13 protein-coding genes, 1 tRNA gene and 1 pseudogene are annotated in these 13,637 nt (G+C 71.7%); 7 read left to right on the top strand and 8 right to left on the bottom strand.

Translation table 11 applies throughout. The features are described from left to right. Positions 1–103: 103 nt before the first annotated feature. A tRNA-Leu gene (locus tag AMK19_RS05830) sits at positions 104–191 on the bottom strand. A 248-nt stretch (positions 192–439) separates the two neighbouring features. On the opposite strand from AMK19_RS05830, the gene AMK19_RS05825 reads away from it, so the two are divergent. The 3 genes from AMK19_RS05825 to AMK19_RS05815 all read left to right on the top strand — a co-directional run bounded on the left by AMK19_RS05825 (position 440) and on the right by AMK19_RS05815 (position 3,509). Next, positions 440–1,762: a M20/M25/M40 family metallo-hydrolase gene (locus AMK19_RS05825; protein ID WP_073808690.1), complete on the top strand. Its 1,323-nt coding sequence runs from the start codon at positions 440–442 to the stop codon at positions 1,760–1,762. A gap of 281 nt (positions 1,763–2,043) precedes the next feature. Then, on the top strand, positions 2,044–2,286 hold the full coding sequence (locus AMK19_RS05820) for a chaplin (RefSeq protein WP_073808688.1): 243 nt from the start codon (positions 2,044–2,046) through the stop codon (positions 2,284–2,286). A 314-nt stretch (positions 2,287–2,600) separates the two neighbouring features. After that, a complete protein-coding gene (locus AMK19_RS05815) occupies positions 2,601–3,509 on the top strand; it encodes a chaplin (protein ID WP_073808687.1) in 909 nt (302 codons plus the stop codon). Between the two features lie 103 nt (positions 3,510–3,612). Here AMK19_RS05815 and AMK19_RS05810 read toward each other — a convergent pair whose 3' ends face one another. Next, on the bottom strand, positions 3,613–3,822 hold the full coding sequence (locus AMK19_RS05810; RefSeq protein ID WP_043912690.1) for a DUF5703 family protein: 210 nt from the start codon (positions 3,820–3,822) through the stop codon (positions 3,613–3,615). Between the two features lie 332 nt (positions 3,823–4,154). Between AMK19_RS05810 and AMK19_RS05805 the strand changes: the two genes are divergently transcribed. Then, a complete protein-coding gene (locus tag AMK19_RS05805; RefSeq protein WP_073808685.1) occupies positions 4,155–4,757 on the top strand; it encodes a hypothetical protein in 603 nt (200 codons plus the stop codon). A gap of 102 nt (positions 4,758–4,859) precedes the next feature. On the opposite strand, the gene AMK19_RS05800 is transcribed toward AMK19_RS05805, so the two are convergent. From AMK19_RS05800 to AMK19_RS05790, 3 genes are all read right to left on the bottom strand, one after another. Further along, positions 4,860–6,911 carry an ATP-binding domain-containing protein gene (locus tag AMK19_RS05800; RefSeq protein ID WP_241844263.1) on the bottom strand — a complete coding sequence of 684 codons (2,052 nt, stop codon included), beginning with the start codon at positions 6,909–6,911 and terminating at the stop codon, positions 4,860–4,862. Positions 6,912–6,942: 31 nt separating this feature from the next. Next, positions 6,943–7,920 (bottom strand): aldo/keto reductase, encoded by a 978-nt coding sequence (locus AMK19_RS05795; protein ID WP_073808684.1) that lies wholly within the window; start codon positions 7,918–7,920, stop codon positions 6,943–6,945. Between the two features lie 133 nt (positions 7,921–8,053). Beyond that, positions 8,054–8,449, bottom strand: a complete 396-nt coding sequence (locus tag AMK19_RS05790) for a hypothetical protein (protein ID WP_073808682.1) — start codon at positions 8,447–8,449, stop codon at positions 8,054–8,056. 113 nt (positions 8,450–8,562) lie between these two features. Between AMK19_RS05790 and AMK19_RS05785 the strand changes: the two genes are divergently transcribed. Together AMK19_RS05785 and AMK19_RS36745 are read left to right on the top strand one after the other, a co-directional pair. Continuing rightward, on the top strand, positions 8,563–9,609 hold the full coding sequence (locus tag AMK19_RS05785; protein ID WP_073808681.1) for an LLM class F420-dependent oxidoreductase: 1,047 nt from the start codon (positions 8,563–8,565) through the stop codon (positions 9,607–9,609). 770 nt (positions 9,610–10,379) lie between these two features. Continuing rightward, on the top strand, positions 10,380–10,913 hold the full coding sequence (locus AMK19_RS36745; protein ID WP_143200067.1) for a hypothetical protein: 534 nt from the start codon (positions 10,380–10,382) through the stop codon (positions 10,911–10,913). Between the two features lie 122 nt (positions 10,914–11,035). On the opposite strand, the gene AMK19_RS05780 is transcribed toward AMK19_RS36745, so the two are convergent. The 3 genes and pseudogenes from AMK19_RS05780 to AMK19_RS36905 form a co-directional block, all read right to left on the bottom strand. Next, positions 11,036–11,395, bottom strand: a complete 360-nt coding sequence (locus tag AMK19_RS05780; RefSeq protein ID WP_073808679.1) for a hypothetical protein — start codon at positions 11,393–11,395, stop codon at positions 11,036–11,038. Between the two features lie 14 nt (positions 11,396–11,409). Then, positions 11,410–12,396 (bottom strand): transcriptional regulator, encoded by a 987-nt coding sequence (locus AMK19_RS05775; RefSeq protein WP_241844299.1) that lies wholly within the window; start codon positions 12,394–12,396, stop codon positions 11,410–11,412. Between the two features lie 99 nt (positions 12,397–12,495). Further along, positions 12,496–12,663, bottom strand: a pseudogene (locus AMK19_RS36905) (helix-turn-helix transcriptional regulator); the annotation flags it as partial. A gap of 150 nt (positions 12,664–12,813) precedes the next feature. Between AMK19_RS36905 and AMK19_RS36900 the strand changes: the two are divergent. Further along, positions 12,814–13,506, top strand: a complete 693-nt coding sequence (locus tag AMK19_RS36900) for a hypothetical protein (protein ID WP_073808676.1) — start codon at positions 12,814–12,816, stop codon at positions 13,504–13,506. Positions 13,507–13,637 lie beyond the last annotated feature (131 nt).

The raw sequence follows: 13,637 nt of genomic DNA, 5'->3' as shown, positions 1-13,637 counted from the left end.
CACCCGCAGCGGCATCCCCCGCGGGGGATGCCGCTCCACCCACTCCACCCCGGAAGCACACCGGAAACGCAAAAGACCCCAGGAGAACCTGGGGTCTTTCGTCTGGTGTCCGAGGGGGGACTTGAACCCCCACGCCCGATAAAGGGCACTAGCACCTCAAGCTAGCGCGTCTGCCATTCCGCCACCCGGACGGGTGTTGTGTCTTTGCGGGTTGTTGTCCCGCGCTGACATGGACAACAGTAGCAAAGATCGCCTGGTAGACCCAAAACCGGGGCGGCGGGGTGGCGGCGGGCTTCGAAAGCGTGGGGTGGAGGGGGGCGGGCCCTTGGGGTGCGGCGGGTGCTGGGGGAGGATGGCGGAATGGCGCCCGCGGCTCCCGGCCGGGCCGGGGCGGCGCGGGCCGCAGCCGCGCCGGGCGGGCCGAGGTTAGGTGGGAGCGATGAGTGTGGGCAGCGAGCGCGCGGTGACGGCCGAGTCGGAGGTCGCCGAGATCTGCCGTGACCTGATCCGTATCGACACCAGTAATTACGGGGACGGCTCGGGCCCGGGGGAGCGGAAGGCGGCAGAGTACGTCGCCGAGCAGCTCGCCGAGTTCGGGCTGGAGCCGCAGATCTTCGAGTCGGCGAAGGGCCGCGCCTCCACCGTGGTGCGGATCGAGGGCGAGGACCGTTCGCGGCCCGGCCTGCTGATCCACGGCCACACCGACGTGGTGCCGGCCAACGCCGACGACTGGACGATCCACCCGTTCTCGGGCGAGATCGCCGACGGCTGCGTGTGGGGTCGCGGCGCGGTCGACATGAAGGACATGGACGCGATGACCCTCGCCGTGGTCCGCGACCGCCTGCGCACCGGCCGCAAGCCCCCGCGCGACCTGGTGCTGGCGTTCCTCGCGGACGAGGAGGCCGGCGGCACCTACGGCGCCCGGTTCCTGGTGGACCGTCACCCCGAGCTGTTCGAGGGCGTCACCGAGGCGATCGGCGAGGTCGGCGGCTTCTCCTTCACCGTCAACGACCAGGCCCGGCTGTACCTGATCGAGACGGCGGAGAAGGGCATGCACTGGATGCGCCTGACCGTCGAGGGCCGCGCCGGGCACGGCTCGATGGAGAACGACGACAACGCGATCACCGAGCTGTGCGAGGCGGTGGCCCGGCTCGGCCGGCACCAGTTCCCGCTGCGGATCACCAAGACCGTCCGGGCGTTCCTCGACGAGCTCTCGGACGCCCTCGGCGTCCCGCTCGACCCCGAGAACATGGACGAGACGCTCCGGGTGCTCGGCGGCATCGCCAAGATGATCGGCACCACCCTGCGCAACACCGCCCAGCCGACCATGCTCGGCGCCGGCTACAAGGTGAACGTCATCCCCGGCCAGGCCACCGCGCACGTGGACGGCCGCTTCCTGCCCGGCTACGAGGAGGAGTTCCTGGCCGAGCTGGACAGCGTCCTCGGCCCGCGCGTCAAGCGGGAGAGCCTGCACTACGACAAGGCGCTGGAGACCAGCTTCGACGGCAAGCTGGTCGAGGCCATGCAGACCGCGCTGCGCGCCGAGGACCCGATCGCCCGGGCCGTCCCGTACTGCCTGTCCGGCGGCACCGACGCCAAGTCCTTCCAGGACCTGGGTATCCGCTGCTTCGGCTTCGCGCCGCTCCAGCTGCCGCCGGAGCTGGACTTCGCCGGCATGTTCCACGGCGTGGACGAGCGGGTGCCGGTGGACGGCCTGAAGTTCGGCGTCCGGGTGCTGGACCGGTTCATCGACCTCGCCTGAGACCGGCCCGCCCGAGACGGTCACGCCCGACACGGCCCAGCCCGACACGGCCCGGCCCGAGACCGCCTCGCGCGCGACCGCCTCGCCCGAGATCCGAGAGGAAATCCGCACATCCAGGAAATATGAGAAGCAGTCGAGCGTGAGAGATGCCGATCAGCTGTTCGCTTGATCACTTCAACGGGTGAATGTCGGCCCGGCCCCGCATCCCGGGTGCCGGGCCTTCGTTCATCCGTGTGCAGCCCGGGGGAACGGGCTGGAATCGACCAGGAGGAACAGAACAGATGAAGGCCAAGAAGATCGCTGCCGTCGCCGCCGCCACCGGTGGTCTGCTGCTCGCCGGCGCGGGTGTCGCCTCGGCGCACGGCGGCGCGCAGGCGGAGGGTTCCGCCGTCGGCTCCCCGGGTGTGCTCTCCGGCAACCTGATCCAGATCCCGGTGCACGTCCCCGTCAACGTCTGCGGCAACACGATCAGCGTGATCGGCCTGCTCAACCCGGCGTTCGGCAACAGCTGCGCCAACTTCTGACGGATTCCCCGAATCCGGCGCCCCCGTACGGCCGTTGGCCGTGCGGGGGCGCACGCATGTCTGCGGCGGTTCCCCGGTGGCTTTCCCGTACGGGTGAACGTCGTGGTTCCCGGAATACCGCAGACCTCACCCGATCGGATGAACTGACTGCAACTGGCTCAACCTTCACCACCAGGGGTCGTTGAACGTAGTGCTGCCGCAATCGCGGCACGGAATTCCGACTATCGGATTGATGAGCGGTCCCGGCTCGCGGAATGCGGAAGTCATCGGAAGTCGGTTCATCTGTCCATCGGACAAGGAAACAAGGGGAGTCAATGCGACAGGTCGCCAGGAAAGGCCTCCTCACGGCCATGGCCACCGGCAGCGTGCTGGCCTCGACCGCGGGCTACGCCCACGCGACCGCCGACGCTCACGGCGTGGCCGCGAACTCGCCGGGCGTCGGCTCGGGCAACGCGGTGCAGGTCCCTGTGGAGCTCCCCGTGAACGCGTGCGGCAACACCATCAACGTGATCGGCCTGCTCAACCCGGCGTACGGCAACAACTGCGCGAACCTCAGCCCGTCGCGCCCGGCCGGCACCACCCCGAGCTCCACCGGCACCGGTGGCTCCGGCACGGGCGGCTCCCACACCGGCGGCTCCCACCCGGGCGGCTCCCACACCGGTGGTTCCGGCTCCACCGGCTCCGGTCCGACCGGCACGGCGGGCGGCGGCTCGTCCGTGACGGGCGGCGGCGCCACGGCAGGCGGCACGGCCAGCAACTCGCCGGGCGTGATCTCCGGCAACCAGGCGCAGGCCCCGGTCGACGTGCCGGTCAACGCGTGCGGCAACACCATCGACGTGATCAGCCTGCTCAACCCGGCGTTCGGCAACAACTGCGACAACCACGTCACGCCGCACCAGCCGCCCGTCCCGGTCGTCGAGACGCCCCCGCCCGGGTGCACCCCGCCGGGCGGCGAGTGCCCGCCGGTGACCCCGCCGGTCACGCCTCCCGTCACTCCGCCGGTCACTCCGCCGGGGACGGAGCGCACCGTCGTCCCGGTCGGCGGCCAGGCCTCCACCCCGGCCCCCCAGGTCGCCGGAGTGCACTCCGCCGCTGACACCTCGGACCGGCAGCTGGCCTCCACCGGCGCGGACGGCCTGGAGATCCTCGCCCCGGCCGGCCTGCTGCTGATGCTCGGAGGCGGCGTCCTGTACCGCCGCTCCCGCGCCCTCGCCCGACGCTGAGCCCGGACCGGCCCGGACCCGACCTCCACCGAGGCCGGAAAGCACCGCGCCCGGGCCGCCCCACCGCTTCACGCGGGGGGCGGCCCGGGCGCGGGCATGCGCGCTACCAGGTGGAGCGGACCTGCCGGATGATGCGCCGCTTCAGTCGGACCGTCCGACTGCCGTCGGGGTACAGCCGGAGTCGGTCCAGCTCCCACTGCCCGTACTCGGCGTGGTCGGTGAGCAGTTGGCGCGCGGCGTTGCGGGAGGTGCCGCGCGGCAGACGAAGCGACTGGTACTCGTACTCCGGAAGCCGGACCGGTTTGGTAGGGATCAAGACTTCTCCTCCGCTGCTGTGCTGCCTGCAAGCCTACGGCGCGCCGTCGACCGGTGGCCGGTTCGGGTCCGATCCGCTGCCGGGCGACAGGACGAGCCTTCCCGGGTGCGGAGCTGAGCGTCAATCAGTTTTCCCTTTCGGTACGGATACCCGCCCCGAGCCGCGCCGACGCGTCCCCGGCACGCACCGGCGAACGGGCCGCAGGCCCGGGCAATTGGGGGTGACGGAAAGGTGCGGAACGGACATCGAGGGTGAACTTGCCCGCTTTTCACGGCTGTAGGTGACAACCGCTGTGCGTGTTGCCGTCGGGTGGGGATAGCGTCTGCACCATGTCTGATGCCGCGCAGCTGACCATCACCGAGGTACGGGCCGCCGCAGAGGCGGTCAAGGCCGCCATTGACCGCCACCTGCAGGCCGTCTCCAGCTCGACCGAGCCCGGCGATCCGGTCGTCGTCCACGCGTACGAGGAGCTTGCGGCGGCCGCCATTGCCTACGACCAGATCCTGTACGAGGTCTACGACGAAGTCACCCCCTTCGAGATCCCGGGCGACGAGACCGGGACGGGCTACCAGGGCCCCGAACAGCCCGAGGCGATCAGCGTGTTGATCCGCCGCGACTACCTGATCACCGACCCGAAGCGCCTGCGGGCCCAGGCCGAACGGGTCGACGAGGGGCTCACCCCCGGCGGGGGCGGCGAGGCCGAGATGACCGCGGCGATCGGCGTGCTGTTCGGCGAGTACGAGCCGGACGAAATCGCCGCCCGGGCCGAGGAGTTCGGCCTGGAGGAGGGCGACTCCACGCTGTGGGTGTCGGCCACCGAACCGACCGACCCCGGCGAGTGGCTGCCCGAGCCGTTCGACGGCGCCGACCCGGAGCTGCTGATCTGCCGCTTCGACGTCAGCGAGGTCTACGACGACGAACTGGACGACTGACCCGACCCACCCCGCCCGATCCGGGAACGCCGACGCGAAGGGCCCGGGACGACGCAACCCGCGTCGTCCCGGGCCCTTGCCCGTTTGCCGCCCGCCTGGCTCCTACTGGTCGGCCAGGAGCGACCGCAGGCGGGTGGTGCGCGGCGTCGCCGGGCGCTCGGCGACCGCCCGGGCGAGCGCGGGGCCGGCCGCGTGGACCACCGACAGGTGCCGCTCGGCCCGGCCGAACGCCGTGTACACCCACTGCCGGGTCAGCTGCCCGGCCGCGTCCTCCGGCAGCACCACGACCACCGCCGGCCAGCGCCGGCCGACCGCCTGGTGGGCCGTCACCGCCCAGCCGTGGCGGAGCTTCCCGGCCTGCTGCGGGGTGAGCGTGAGCCGCCCGCCGTCGGCCAACTCCAGGTGCAGGCCCTGCGCATCGCCGTCCAGCACCCGCCCGGGCAGATTGACGCCCAGCGCGGGGGAGTGCACCACCCGGTCGCCCGGGTCGAAGCCGCCGAAGCGGCCCGGCCCGGGGTTCAACTTCGCCTTCGCGGCGGCGTTCAGCGCCCGCGTACCGGCCGGCCCGGCGTGGCCCGGCGTCAGCAGCACGGTCTGCTCGGACGGGATCGACAGGGCGCGCGGGACGGAGTCGGTCAGCAGCTGCACGGCGCGGTGCACGGCCTCGCCGCCGTCCTTGGCGGTGAGGATCACCACCTCCTTGTCCGGGGCGTCCACCGGCTGGAGTTCGCCGATGCCGACACCCGAGACCAGCTCGCCGATCGGCCCGAAGTCCGGGGTGCGGGACGCCACCGTCGGGCAGGCCTTCGCCGCCAGCAGGTCGGCGAAGAACCGGCCCGGACCGGCCGACCACAGGCCGCCCGGGTCGCCGGACAGCACCAGCCGGGTGCCGTCCGCGAGCGCCTCCAGCAGGGTGGCGGCGGTCTCCACGTCCAGCAGCGGCGCGTCCAGCACCACCAGCACGTCCAGCGGCAGGGTGCCGTCCACCGCCCGCGGCAGCTCGGCGCCGTACAGCAGCTCGGCCAGGGTGCCGATCCGCCCGGCAGCGGGGGAGCCCTCCGGGAGCAGCGCGGCCAGCGCGTCGCGGCCCTGCCCGGTCCAGGTCGCCGCCCGGGCCCGCAGACCGAGCCCGGCGGCGGCGTGCAGCAGCGCGGCCGGCTCGGCGCGGGCCGCCTCGCCACCGGTGTGCAGCACCAGACCGGACCCGGCGACGGTACGTACCAGCTCCTGCGCCGAGCGGGACGGCGCAGCCGCGGCCGCCGCCTCCCACGCGGCTGGGCCGGGCTGGACGGGGGGCTCCTCGGACGCCGCGACGGCCTCGTCCGAAGCCTCCGCAGCCTCGCCCGAAGCCCCCGCGTCCTCGTCCGAGGCCTCCGCCTCCTCCGCGTCCTCGTCCGAGGAGTCCCCGTCCGAGGAACCGTCAGAATCCTGAACGTCCTCGCCCGGCACGAAGGTCGACAGCAGCCGGACCAGGCCCTCGCCGAGGCTCTCCTCCGCCAGCGCCAGGCGCTCCAGCGCGAGCAGGGTGCGGACGGGCGGCTCCTCGTCCTCGTCGTGGCTGCCGGGCGGCATCGGCAGCTCCTCCTGGAACGGCATCACCCGCCCGTCCTCCAGCACCGCCTGGAGCGCGCTCGCCGGGTCGGGGACGTGCTGGGCGCGCAGCGCCTCGGAGACCGTGGCGAGCTCCTGCGCGGAGTGCCCGCGCAGCGCGGCCTGTTCCATCAGCCACGTCACCAGCGCCTGGGCGCGCCGCGGGTCGCCGGGCTGCGCCTCGGCGCCGAGCAGGCCGCGGGCGAAGCCGTCGGCGTGCTCGGGACGGACGCCGGGCAGCGAGAGCACCGCCCACGGGTCCGCGCGCAGCAGGCCGGCCGCGCCCTCGCCGAGCTCGGCGACCGCAACGGGGGCGAGCTGCGCGGGCGCGCCGCCGACCGCCAGCACCTCGGCGACGGCGGCGAGCGCGGCCTGCCGCTGGGCGTCGGCGGTCGGGCCGTCAGCAGTCGGGCCGCCGGCGGTCGGGCCGTCGGCGTGCTGCTCGGCGGCGGGAGCGCCGTCGGCGCCGCCCTTGCCGACCGCGCGGATCGCTTCGGCGAGGGCGGCGACGGTACCGGCGTGCTGCTCGGAGGCCGGGGCCGGGCTCTCCTCGGGGGTGGTCATGCGGAAGGCTCCTTCAACGGGCCGGACGGCTCTACAGCTCCGTCCAGCCCTGGTCCGGGTAGCGGTGCACCGGGGCCGACACGTCGTCCAGGGCAGCGCGGATCTCACCCGGAAGCGTAAGGGCCTCCACCGACAGTGAGGACTGCAGCTGGGCGGCGGTGCGGGCGCCCAGCAGGGCGGCCGACACGCCGGGCCGGTCGCGGACCCAGGCGAGAGCGACCTTCAGCGGCGTGGAGGCCAGGCCGTCGGCGGCGGTCGCCAGCGCGTCCACGATCCGGCGGGACGCCTCGCCCAGGTACGGCTGCACCGACCCGGCCGGGTGCGGGGCGGCGCCCCGCGACTCCGCGGGGACGCCGTGCCGGTACTTGCCGGTCAGCACGCCCCGGCCGAGCGGCGAGCCGGCCAGCAGGCCCGCCCCGGCGTCCAGCGCGGCGGGCAGCGCCTCCCGTTCGATGCCGCGTTGCAGCAACGAGTACTCCAGCTGGACGGCGGCCAGCGGCGCGCGGCCGGGCGAAGCGTGCTGCCAGGCCGCGGACTTGGCGAGCTGCCAGCCGCTGTACTGGCACACCCCGACGTACCGGGCACGGCCGGAGGAGACCGCCAGGTCGAGGGCGTGCAGGGTCTCCTCGGTGGGCGTGGCCGGGTCGTACGCGTGCACCTGCCACAGGTCGACGTGGTCGGTGCCGAGGCGGCGCAGCGAGGCGTCCAGGGAGTTCAGCAGGTGGCCGCGGGAGGCGTTGGGGCGGGGGGTGCCGGGCAGCAGGCCGGCCTTGGTGGCGATGACCAGTTCGGAGCGCGGGACCAGACCGTCCGTCAGCCGGGACAGCAGGTACTCGGCGCCGCCGTCGGCGTACACGTCGGCGGTGTCGACCAGGGTGCCACCGGCGTCGACGAAGGCCTTCAACTGCTCGGCGGCCTCGTGCTCGTCGGTGTCCCGCCCCCAGGTGAGGGTGCCCAGGCCGAGCCGGGAGACCCGCAGGCCGGTGCGGCCGAGCTGTCGCTGTTCCATCGCGCCCTCCGTCCACCGTGCTGCGCCACGCGTGCGGGCGCAGGTCGGGGGCGGTGCCCCCCACGTGCTGCGAGATTAGCGGCGAAACCGTTCGCTGCCCGGGACGACCCGCTCGGCCGACGTGGTGTCGGCCTCAGCAGTGCGTCTCGATGAACAGCAGGACGCGGCCGTCGTCGTCGGCGAACTCGTACGCCTCGTGGAACGGCAGCGCGGCGGCGTCGAATCCGGCCCGCGCCGCCGGCCAGGCGGCCGGGCGCTCCTCCGCGCCGAGGAACCGCGGCATCCACAGCCGGACCCGCTCGTCGTAGTCGACGCCCATCGTCATCCGGTCGGCGGTGACGGCGAGCCGCTCGGCCCGGCGGACGTCCAGCGGCCCGCGGACGAGGCGCCAGTGGCAGCCGTCGGCGTCGGTGAAGCCGCGGTCGTGGACGGGCATCGGGTCGAAGCGGACCTCGGGCTCGTCCTCGGGCGGCGTGGGCAGGGCCGCCACCAGGTCGGCGAAGGTGGTGGAGCGGCGCTTCCCGGTCATCCGGGCAGCATGTCAGGGCGGTGTGGCGGACAACACGACTACCGGTCAGTAGTGTGTCGCTCGACACAGGGGCTACTCTCGCCGCACCACCGGATCTGGAAGGCAGTGGGCACATGCGACTCGGGATCAACCTCGGCTACTGGGGCCTCGGTCTGGACGCCGACAACATCGCCGTGGCCCAGGAGGCCGACCGGCTCGGCTACTCCGTGTGCTGGGCCGCCGAGGCGTACGGCTCGGACGCCGCCACGGTGCTGTCCTTCGTCGCCGCGAAGACCGAGCGGATCGACGTCGGCTCCGCGATCTTCCAGATCCCGGCCCGCACCCCCGCGATGACCGCGATGACCGCCGCCACCCTCGACACCCTCTCCGGCGGGCGCTTCCGCCTCGGCCTCGGCGTCTCCGGCCCGCAGGTCTCCGAGGGCTGGTACGGCGTCAAGTTCGACAAGCCGCTGGCCCGCACCCGCGAGTACGTGGAGATCATCCGCAAGGCGATGACCCGCGAGCGGCTCGTCCACGACGGCGCCAACTGGACGCTGCCGCTGCCCGGCGGACCCGGCAAGGCCCTCAAGCTCACCGTCCACCCGGTGCGCGAGCGCATCCCGCTGTACATCGCCTCGATGGGCCCGAAGAACCTCGAACTGACCGGCGAGATCGCCGACGGCTGGCTCGGCCTGTTCTTCGCCCCCGAACACGCCGCGCTCTCCGTCGACGCCCTCGCCGCCGGCCGCGCCAAGGCCGGCCTGACGCTGGACGGCTTCGACCTCTGCCCGACCGTCAACATCGCGGTCGGCGACGACATCCACGCCGCCGCCGACACGCTGCGCGACTACACCGCCCTCTACCTCGGCGGCATGGGCAGCAAGGAGAAGAACTTCTACAGCCAGCTCGCCCGCCGAATGGGCTTCGAGCAGGCCGCCGACGACGTCCAGACCCGCTACCTCGCCCACGACAAGGCCGGCGCCGCGGCCGCCGTCCCGCACGACTTCATCGACGCCACCTCCCTCCTCGGCGACACCGCCCGCATCGCCGACCGCATGCAGGCCTACGCCGCCGCCGGCGTCACCACCTTGACCCTCGCCCCCGCCGGCTGGTCGCTCGACGAGCGGATCGCCGCCCTGCGCACGGGAGTCGACGCCCTGGAGCACGCCGGCCTGGCCTGACGGCGGGCCTCCCCGGGACGGGGTCCGCGCGGGCCGCCCCGACCCCCCGGGGGCCACACGCCCACCGCCGACGACGCGCCCGTGACGCCGCACACGGGCTGCGGACGCTGCCTGCCCGGCGTCAGCCGGCTCACCCGCCGCAGCAACGAGACCCGACCCTCAACGCGGTGGCGTGCGAGGGCGGGCCCATCATCGGGTGGGCGGACGACCGGGAGGTGTCCGGCGCGTCCGACCCTTGTACACCCGGCCGAAGCCGGGGCCCCGGCTCAAGTGTCGGCACGGGCCGCACGCACGTGGCTGCGACTGGCCCGGGAGGATGCCGCTGCCGGCCGGACCCTGCTGACCGCCGACCATGCCGGGTACTGGGATCTGAACGACCCGCAGCAGGAGCAGGAGTTCACGCTCAAGCTTGTTCATGGCGCAGGGGGAGCATCGGAGCATCAGGACGCGCAACCGGCAGGAGGCCGAGCGGGCTCGCCGCAACGGGGAGGTTACCGGGAGACCCGCGTACGGATTCATGCACGTGCGGCTGCCTCACGGCGGGAAGGTGTCTCACACGGAGAACGAACCCGATTCGGCGGCCGTTGCCCGTGAGTTCGCTCGGCGCCTGCTGACCGACGAAACCGGCCGTGTGTCGGTGGACTCGGAGGCGGCTCGGCTGACCCGTGCCGGAGAGCTCTCACCTCATGCCTGCGTGGGCATGCAAGGCCCGGACGGAGGGCGTGTTGGGTTCCGAAGATTGCCCACAGCCGGTCGCGCCGATGGCTGAAATGGACGATTTCGCGGAACGGCGGTTCCTCGCCGAATTCGGTCCCGCCGAGTTCACGGAACGGGTGTGGGAGCCGGGCAACGGAGTGGCGCAGCGCATCGCGGACCTGGAAGCCGACAGGGAACGACTGATCAGAGCCGCAGCACGTTCGCTGACACCAGCCCCCACCCCGCCCCCGAGGGACCACCGATGTTCAAGCGCAAGCCCCGGCAAGCCCAGTGGGGTGCGAACGCCGAACCAACCCTCGTCATCCTCGCCCCGGGCCGGCCAGTCACCCCCGGCCGAGATCGACACCGCCCTCGACTCGGTGCTTCAGGCGCAGGCCGCGCAGGGCTGGACAGTCGTCGCACGCACACCGGGGCAGGTCGTCATGGCCCTGAGCACCACCGGCGGTAGCGGGGCCGGGTGGGTGGTCGGCGGGGCGCTCGGCAGCATGGCAGCCCACTCCACCCAACAACAACGACTCCACATCTGGGCGGACCCCAATGGAGCCATCTGGGCACGGCCGATGGGGAGCGGACACATGCACCGCTGACACCAGACCCCACCCCCGCGGCCTTTACCCGCCCGTACGTCACAGGCCGCACCGCAGTTGGCAACAGAGCCCACCCCTCTCGGCCTCCCCGCATAGTGCGGAGAGGACGAAAGGCTTGCTCATCAGGCCGACGCCCGCTCAATCGCCTCGAAGATGTCCGCATCGGTTTCCTGCTGCCACAACGGCAGTTCGTCCCAGTCTGCGGTGTATCCCGGCTTCGGGTTCTCAATATGCTTGTGGATCTGGGCGATCCAGCACAGCGCCACGAACCGCCCCTTTTGTTCCCGGGTGAGCTTCGCGGCGTTTCCTCCGCTCACGCGGAGGAACTCTCGAACCTGGCCGAACACTGCGGCGGCGCACTCGCGCTCCCAGTCGGGCGTTTCGGCCCAGGGGGCGACATACCCGGGCTTCGGCTCGCCGGGATAGTGCTTCAGGACACCGGCAATCCAGGCCTCGCGGAAAATCTGTCCATCGGTTGACATGTGTTGCTCCTCGGTCAGGCGACGCTGGCGAGCGCCGAGATCTGCTGATGCAATGCCAGAGCGCGACGGTCGGACATGAGCGGGGCAAGCCGGGTCTTGACGGCCTCCAGCTTTCTTCCGACGTAGCCGGAGCCGGTCTGACCGGCAAGCTCCAGGGCAGCCTGGACGTAGTGGCTTGCTCGGTCAAGGTCACGCTGCTCGGCACCGAGGGCTGCCAACTCTGCGAGTACGGCTCCCCGGCGGCGCAGCGAGAGTGGCTGCGAGAGCGCCGAGGTTAGTGCCTGCTCTGCCAAGTCAGGCCGACCGAGGGCGAGATAGCAGGTTCCTCGTTCCTCGGCGAGGCGCGATCCGTCGAAGCGAAGCCACCCCCCGTTGTGCGGCTGTCCTGGCAGGCTGTGCACCTTCTCGGCGGTGTCGAGCGATCGACTGGTGGCGTCGAAGTCTCCAAGTCCCGCGTAGACCTCGGCCTGGACCGCAGCCACCCAGTAGCGTGTCGACAACTGGCTATCTCCACGCTCGGCCACCCGCGCTGCCACCGACAAAATCGGTGCGGCAGCAGAAAACCTGCTTTCATACAGCTCTACAAAGGCGTGACGGGTCAAGGCACAGGCCCACATGTCGAATGCATCGGCTTCTTTGCAGGCGCTGGCAGCCAAGGTGTAGCAACGGGCGGCGTCGACATACTTGTTACCGTCGAAGAAAATCTCGCCGGCCAACTGGTAAAGATCTCCCACTAGGAGACAGAGTCGTTGGCGGGATGAATTGCTTTGATCCTCTTCCAAGCCTCTCGCGAGCAGCCCCAACTGGTGCCGAATCATGGGATAGACCACTTGCTTCGATTCAGACAGGGAGAATGTTCGCCAGAGGGTTGCATTCAGCTCGGGGCCCGTTTCCACCAAGGATGCGGCTACCCCATTTCTTGAGGGGGTCTTGTCGATTTCGGGAAGGGAAATGAGAGCACCTGTTACGGCGAGCAGGCTCAAAACGTCGCGGCGCTTCATGTCGGCTGTGTCCCCAGGGAGCGGAGTGGCGGCAGGGGCCACCGGGAGGGCTGGAGGGGCTGCTTCGGGAGTAAGTAGGTCCACAAGTCCCTCAGGGGTCACCTTGAGGGCCCGAGCAAGCTTTGGCAGTACCCAGCCATGAGGGTCGACGCCGGCCTCCCAGCGGGCAACGGTGGATGTCGCGACCCCCAGCAGTTCAGCCAGACGCTCCTGACTGTAACCCAGCCTCCTGCGGCGAGCAGCGAGCTGCCTTCTCCTGCCGGGCATGTGCGCCTCCCCCCAAATCGAAGGACCCAGGTCAAGCCTGACAACGCGTTGATTATGCCTGACAAGTGCTCAACTTCTGCTCTGGTTCTGCGTGACAGGGTGATCGTTCACTGGAGGCAGCAGCCTCAACCACCCAGCAGGAGGACCAGCATGTCCACCAGCACCATGCCGTCCGCCGGCACGCTCGGCGAGCGCGCCCGGGAGATCCTGGCGGCCATCACCGCGGACCCGGAGTTCCCGGCGTTCGAGGCGGCGACCTTGGAGTACAGCTCCGACTGGCAGTGCTTCACCGGGTTCCCGACCATCAGCGAGTGGAACCTCGACAGCGACAAGGCCCCGCTGTTCGCCGAGGGCCTGCGGGCGATCGCGCTCAAGGCGGCGGCCTTCGAGCTCACGGGCAGTGAGACCGACGCCGAACTGGCGTTGCCCGTCCCCGTGGACGAGATGACGCACGCGATGATCGCGCAGCCGCAGCTACTCGCCCGCATCGCCGCGCGGACCGGCTTCACGCTGATTCACCAGACCGACCAGGAGCACACCGACTACACCGGCGGCGAGTACACCCATGCCGCGTACGTGGCCGCGTGGGGCGCCGAGCCGCCCGTCCGGTACTGGCTCGACAAGGCCGAGGTGGACCGCCGCTTGGGCATCCTCGCCGCGAGGTACGACTCCATCGGCTTCGGCCGCAGCGGACGTGAGCACGCCATCGCGTTCTGGCTCTCCGGCAACTCCTGGCCGGCGCTCGCGTACCGGCCGGGAGGCAGCCCGATGCGGTCTCCGTGCACGCAGGCCGGGACTCCCTCCCGGTCGTACCGGAAGCCGTCGGCCGGGTTGAACGGGTAGTCGCGGCTGGGGCGTTCGAGTACGTCGAACGCTCCGGCCGGGAGCCGGAGGCTGGGACAGATCCAGCATGCGTCGTGGTCGTCGTCATCGTTGATGAACGGCTCGGCGGACATGCGCGAAGCGTAGTGATC

This window comes from Kitasatospora sp. CB01950 (assembly GCF_001905465.1).
In the GTDB taxonomy this organism is placed as follows: Bacteria; Actinomycetota; Actinomycetes; order Streptomycetales; family Streptomycetaceae; genus Kitasatospora.
This window is presented reverse-complemented; position numbering and strand designations above follow the sequence as displayed.